A 6,000-nucleotide genomic window follows, 5' to 3' on the forward strand; every position below is an offset into this window, starting at 1 on the left:
TTCGAAAAACCTCGATATGCTGGAGGCCTGAGTGACCTTACAGGACAATGCACATGCACAGTTCATCGCCTCCCCTTACCCCGGCGCCCAGCGCGATCTGGCTGCCGATCTTCGCCGGCCTCTGCGCCAGCCTGGTCAGCATCGGCCTGGCGCGTTTCGCCTACACGCCGTTGATTCCCTCACTGATCCAGGCCCACTGGTTTTCCGCCAGCGACGTGGTGTACCTCGGTGCAGCCAATCTGGTGGGCTACCTGATCGGCGCACTGATCGGCCATCCGCTGGCACGCCGGACCTCGAACAAGACCGCCCTGCGCCTGATGATGCTGGCAGTGACGCTGGCGTTTTTCGCCTGTGGTTTTCCGTTGTCGATGAGCTGGTTCTTCGGCTGGCGCCTGCTGTCGGGGATCGCCGGTGGCGCGATCATGGTGTTGGTGGCGGGAACCGTATTGCCTCACGTACCGGCAACCCGCAGGGGCCTGGCCAGCGGTGCGATATTCCTTGGCATCGGCTTGGGCATTGCCGGCTCGGGAACGATCGTGCCGCCGCTGCTGAGCCTCGGCTTGCAGCAAACCTGGTTCGGCCTTGGCTTGTTGGCCCTGGTCCTCACCGCCGCCAGTTGGTTTGGCTGGCCAACCGCTGCGCACCCGGTCGCCGCTGCGCCGTCGGATACCTCGTCGCCTGCCCCCACCGACCCGAGCGTTTACCTGCTGTTCGCCCAATACGCGTTCATGGCCGCCGGACTGGTGCCGGCCATGGTATTCCTGGTGGATTACGTCGCCCGGGGGCTCAATGCCGGGGCGCATGTCGGCGCGCTGATCTGGGTGATGTATGGCCTTGGCGCGATTGTCGGGCCAGTGAGCTACGGTTTTCTGGCCGACCAACTGGGCGCGAAAACGGGGATCCGCATCGTGCTGGTAATACAGGCGTTGGCGGTTGGCCTTTTATCGATCAGCAGTTCGTTCGCGGCATTGGCTTTGCTGGCGGTGATCCTCGGCTCCTTCCCGCCCGGCATCGTGCCGCTGGCGTTGGCCCGGGTGCATGAATTGATCCCCAACCATCACCAGCAGCAGATTGCCTGGAGCCGCGCCACCGTGTCGTTCGCGACGTTCCAGGCCCTCTCGGGGTTTGCTTATTCGGCGCTGTTCAATGCCAGTGGTGGCCATCATGCCTTGATGTTCGTGATTGCCGCCGGGGCCATCGTTGTAGCGCTGTTGCTGGAACTGGGCAGCCGACTGCTCAGTCGCTCGACCAAATCGCCAACGCTCAATGCAGGTGTATGAAATGACACTCCCGCAGACCATGACCCTGATCGAAATCACCGAACCCGGTGGCCCTGAAATCCTGCTACCGGACCGACGATGGCTCAGGGCTCGCAGGGTTCCTGTAGGGTGGCGACCTCAACGCCCTGCTCCCCCTGATAGCGGGCCCGATAGCGCCCCGGGCTTTCCCCGGTCCACTTCTTGAACGCCCGATGGAAGGCGCTGGGTTCCTGGAAACCCAGTTGCTCGGCGATATCGCTGATGCTCGCGTCGCTCTGACGCAGTTGCTCGAAGGCTACGCCACGGCGTACTTCGTCCTTGATCTCCTGATAGGAACAGCCTTCACGCTCCAGTTTGCGGCGGAAGGTGCTGGGGCTCAGGTGCTGTTCCAGGGCAAAGGCCTGCAATGTCGGCCATTCGCTGTAATGACTGCCGCGCAAGCGCTGATGAACCTGTGACGCCAGGCCATGCTGGTTACGAAAGCGGATCACCAGCCATTGCGGCGCGGTGCGCAGAAACACCTTTAGCGAAGCCAGGTCCTGCGCCACGGGCAGGCGCAAGTAGTGGCTGGCAAATTCGATTTCGGTGCGCTCGGCACCAAAGGTCAGGTTTGGGCCCCAAAGCAGGCGATCGTCACCCAGCGACAGGCGCGAATGGCGGAAGTCCGCGCGATCAATGGGAATGCGCCGGCCACCCAGCCAGCACAGCAGGCTGATCATCAACACCAGGAACGTTTCTTCACCAAACCGACTGGCATCGTTATCCGTCGAACGGGTTTCCAGGCTGATCACCGCACGCTTGCCACGCACGGCCAGCGAGCCGCGAAAGTCGCACAGGAACAACCCGAAGTTGGCCAGGCATTGGCGCATGGCCTTGTGCAGATCGGGTTCCTGAATCAGGGCACGGCAAATCAGGGCGAAACTGCCCGGCGGCATGCCATGGGAGTCGAGCCCGAAAAACTCGTCGTCGAGCTCGCGAATCTGTATCAGCCACAACGCCGCAAACGCGTTGGCCGGCACCCGCGCCGTGGGTTGGTGCATGACCGCCGGATCAATGCCCGCTTGTTCGAGCACGGCCGTCACGCGCTGCGGGTCATCCCTCAGCCCATGGATCATTGCCTGCACGAAATAGGCGGCAACCGAGTCCTTTTCCCGCATTGGTACGCTTCTCTCTCATCACCCGAATGGCAAAAAACATCATTGCCGTTGAACAGTTTTGGCATAGGACAACCGCCCTGCCGGCTCTAGACTCGCGGCAATAGTACGCCTTCGGCTGCAGTCGCGGCCAAGGTATCGCAGGGTTTGATCGAAGGATGGGAACATGAATCTGCAAAACATCGGGGTGATCGGTGCGGGCACCATGGGCAACGGCATCGCACAAGTCTGCGCCATGGCCGGTTTCAACGTGACCTTGCTCGACATATCAGAAAGCGCGTTACAAAAAGCCGTCGCAACCGTCGGTAAAAACCTGGACCGGCAGATCGCCAAGGAAACCCTGACGCTGGAGCAGAAACAGGCCACCCTCGACAAAATCCGCACCAGCACCGATTACGGCAGCCTGCAAAACGCGCAGCTGGTCATCGAAGCGGCGACGGAAAATCTCGACCTGAAACTGCGTGTGCTACAACAGATCGCCGCGCAAGTCAGCAGCGAATGCGTCATTGCCTCCAACACCTCGTCGCTGTCGATCACCCAACTCGCCGCCAGTGTCAGCCAGCCTGAGCGCTTCATCGGCCTGCATTTCTTCAACCCGGTGCCGGTGATGGGCCTGATCGAAGTCATCCGCGGCCTGCAAACCAGTGACGCGACCCACAAACTGGCGCTGGACATGGCGACCACCCTCGGCAAAACCGCGATCACCGCCGGCAACCGTCCGGGCTTCGTGGTCAACCGGATCCTGGTGCCGATGATCAACGAAGCGATCCTGGTGTTCCAGGAAGGTCTGGCCAGCGCCGAAGACATCGACGCCGGCATGCGCCTGGGCTGCAATCAGCCTATCGGCCCGTTGGCCCTGGCGGACCTGATTGGCCTGGATACCCTGTTGTCGATCCTCGAAGCTTTCTATGACGGTTTCAACGACAGCAAATATCGCCCGGCGCCGTTGCTCAAGGAAATGGTCGCCGCCGGTTACCTGGGACGCAAAACGGGGCGCGGCTTCCATGCCTATGCCTGAGCGTTGCTCGCGCTTTGCCGAGTACCGGGACAAAGTCCTGGAGCTGTTTGCCTGCAAGGGGTTCGGCCAGGTCGGCATGCGTGAGCTCGCGACGTGCCTGGGGCTTTCTCCAGGCTCGCTGTATCACCATTACCCGAGCAAACAGCATCTGCTGCTCGACCTGATCGAGGAGTTCTACGAGGAGTTGCTGGCCACCCTGGGACGTATCCAGCAAAAAGCCCCGGGCAAACGCGACAAACTCAACAGCCTGATCCGCGCCCATCTGAATCTGCATCGGGAGATGCCTTGGCATTTCCGCCTGGTGGAGCGCGACAGCGGTTGCCTGAACGAAGAGCAACAGGCTCGGGTTCAACAATTGCGCGAGCAATACGAACGTACGCTGCTGAAGATGCTGGGCGCGAAGTCCCGTTTCAGCGAGCAAGGCCTGCTAGCCGCCGGGCATGCCATTGGTGCCCTGCTCAACAGCGCCCCCACCTGGCTGACGCCCCATGTGCTGGACGAGCAGGAACGTGAGGAGCTGCTGGAAAGCATGGTCAGCGGCGCCATCGAACGTGTGCTTGCACCACGGCGTATGCCGGAGGCGATAAGCCTCGCGCGGCCTATCGAAAAAACATCTAAAGAAACACAAGCTTCGACAAAGATTTAGCGCTTTGCTTGTCGGCTCGACACAATCGGAATTCGCCGAAAAAACCGGCGTCCAAACCGATGTATGTACTCGAGCACCTGGAGCCGACCATGAAAATCAATCCCTACCTTATCTTCAACGGCGACTGCAAAGCGGCCTTCACGTTCTACGCGCAGTGCCTGCAGGGCCAGATCGAAGCCATGTTGACCTTCGGCGAAACGCCGGCCGGTGAGCATTTCCCCAAGGATCTGCACAACCTGATCATCCATACCCGCCTGATCGTGGGCGATCAGGCCATCATGGGCTCGGACACCACACCGGATCGCCCCATCGATAAAATGAGTGGCTGTTCGATTTCACTTAACGTCGACAGCATTGCCGAGGCCGAGCGGGTCTTCAATGCCCTGGCGGACGGTGGCAACGTGCAAATGCCGCTGGAAACCACGTTCTGGGCGGCGCGCTTTGGCATGCTGGTCGACCGTTTTGGTGTGTCGTGGATGGTCAATTGCGAAAAGGATCAGTAAACGGCCTTTGTCGAACGACAGTATTGAAGGCACAAAAAAGCCCAACCTGAAAAGGTTGGGCGTTCTGGCAACTCCCGGTCTGTCTGCTACCGTCAACTAGCCACATGGATAGCGGCGCAAACTCAAAGGCATCGTGATCAAGTACCAATAGTTTCCCCCACGCCCCGGAGACACCGTCAGCGGAGGTTGAATTTGAATGATGTGGTGATCGCCCTCATCGTTTTCGCCTGCCTGTTCGGCAGCGCACTACTGGGCTCGTACGTAAGGGAGCGATTACCTAGCCATCATCTGAGCGATGACTCCGTCGCGGTGGTAAAGCTGGCTACCGGCCTCATCGCAACGATGTCGGCGCTGGTTCTCGGCCTGCTCGTTTCCTCAGCCAAAAGCACCTTCGATACGGCTAATGCCGAACTGGAGGGTGCGGCGGCGAAAGTGGTTCAATTCGACCGCATGCTGGCCCGCTACGGTGCCGGCACCCAGGACATCCGCACCGAGCTCAAGCACAACTACGCCGAAGTCACGGAAGTACTCGCCTCTCGCGATCACCGTCAGATTGCAACGCTCGATAGCCCCGAAGTCATCCGTCGCTCTGAAGGTCTACAACGCCAGGTCGAATCACTGTCGCCGGGCAACGATGATCAACGCTCACTCAAAGCCGCGGCATTGCAAGACATGGACACGGTTTTTGCCACCCGCTGGTTGACCCTGCTGCAAGCCAATCAATCGATCCCACCGGTGATGCTGGTGATCCTGGTGTCGTGGCTTGCGATTATCTTCGGTTCCTTCGGCCTGTTTGCACCACGCAACGGGACCATTGTCGTCGTGCTGTTGATGTGTGCCCTGTCGACCGGGGCAACAATCTTGCTGGTGGAAGAGCTCAATCGGCCGCTTGATGGTTTTATCTGTGTGTCTCTGGAACCGTTGACGCATACGCTGGAACGGTTGGGGCAGTAGTTTCGATTTCCTGCGGACAAAAACAAAACCCCTACCTGCAGACGCAGATAGGGGTTTCGGAATTTAATCTTGACGATGACCTACTCTCACATGGGGAAACCCCACACTACCATCGGCGATGCATCGTTTCACTGCTGAGTTCGGGATGGGATCAGGTGGTTCCAATGCTCTATGGTCGTCAAGAAATTCGGGTACCGAAGCGTCTTTCGACGTATCAGTAAATTGGGTATGTGATAGCTTTCGGTGTTTTGTGAGCGTCGAACTTTCGGTTCATTGCGTCTTCACACACCGCAATCTGATGCTCTTTCGAGTAGTCAAATTGCTTGGGTGTTATATGGTCAAGCCTCACGGGCAATTAGTATTGGTTAGCTCAACGCCTCACAGCGCTTACACACCCAACCTATCAACGTCGTAGTCTTCGACGGCCCTTCAGGGGACTCAAGGTCCCAGTGAGATCTCATCTTGA

Annotated in this window: 6 protein-coding genes and 2 rRNA genes; 5 read left to right on the forward strand and 3 right to left on the reverse strand. The window is 59.3% G+C overall.

All coding sequences use genetic code 11. The annotated features are described in order from the left end of the window. Positions 1–53 precede the first annotated feature (53 nt). Positions 54–1,280 carry a YbfB/YjiJ family MFS transporter gene (locus AC1DWG_RS27900; RefSeq protein WP_477764692.1) on the forward strand — a complete coding sequence of 409 codons (1,227 nt, stop codon included), beginning with the start codon at positions 54–56 and terminating at the stop codon, positions 1,278–1,280. A gap of 83 nt (positions 1,281–1,363) precedes the next feature. On the opposite strand, the gene AC1DWG_RS27905 is transcribed toward AC1DWG_RS27900, so the two are convergent. Continuing rightward, entirely contained in the window at positions 1,364–2,416 is a 1,053-nt protein-coding gene (locus AC1DWG_RS27905) for an AraC family transcriptional regulator (protein ID WP_477764693.1), read from the reverse strand. Between the two features lie 163 nt (positions 2,417–2,579). Between AC1DWG_RS27905 and AC1DWG_RS27910 the strand changes: the two genes are divergently transcribed. From AC1DWG_RS27910 to AC1DWG_RS27925, 4 genes are all read left to right on the forward strand, one after another. After that, on the forward strand, positions 2,580–3,431 hold the full coding sequence (locus AC1DWG_RS27910) for a 3-hydroxybutyryl-CoA dehydrogenase (RefSeq protein ID WP_477764694.1): 852 nt from the start codon (positions 2,580–2,582) through the stop codon (positions 3,429–3,431). Beyond that, positions 3,418–4,077 (forward strand): TetR/AcrR family transcriptional regulator, encoded by a 660-nt coding sequence (locus AC1DWG_RS27915; RefSeq protein WP_477764695.1) that lies wholly within the window; start codon positions 3,418–3,420, stop codon positions 4,075–4,077. Before AC1DWG_RS27910 ends, AC1DWG_RS27915 begins: the two co-directional genes overlap by 14 nt. 89 nt (positions 4,078–4,166) lie before the next feature. Continuing rightward, on the forward strand, positions 4,167–4,580 hold the full coding sequence (locus AC1DWG_RS27920; protein ID WP_477764696.1) for a VOC family protein: 414 nt from the start codon (positions 4,167–4,169) through the stop codon (positions 4,578–4,580). Between the two features lie 201 nt (positions 4,581–4,781). Continuing rightward, positions 4,782–5,534, forward strand: coding sequence for a bestrophin-like domain (locus AC1DWG_RS27925; RefSeq protein WP_477756100.1), 753 nt, complete (start codon positions 4,782–4,784; stop codon positions 5,532–5,534). A gap of 67 nt (positions 5,535–5,601) precedes the next feature. Here AC1DWG_RS27925 and rrf read toward each other — a convergent pair. Together rrf and AC1DWG_RS27935 are read right to left on the reverse strand one after the other, a co-directional pair. Continuing rightward, a 5S ribosomal RNA gene (gene rrf / locus AC1DWG_RS27930) occupies positions 5,602–5,717 on the reverse strand. 151 nt (positions 5,718–5,868) lie between these two features. Next, positions 5,869–6,000, reverse strand: a 23S ribosomal RNA gene (locus tag AC1DWG_RS27935); the annotation flags it as partial.

The sequence above is a fragment of the Pseudomonas sp. P4_B3 genome, from assembly GCF_056402295.1.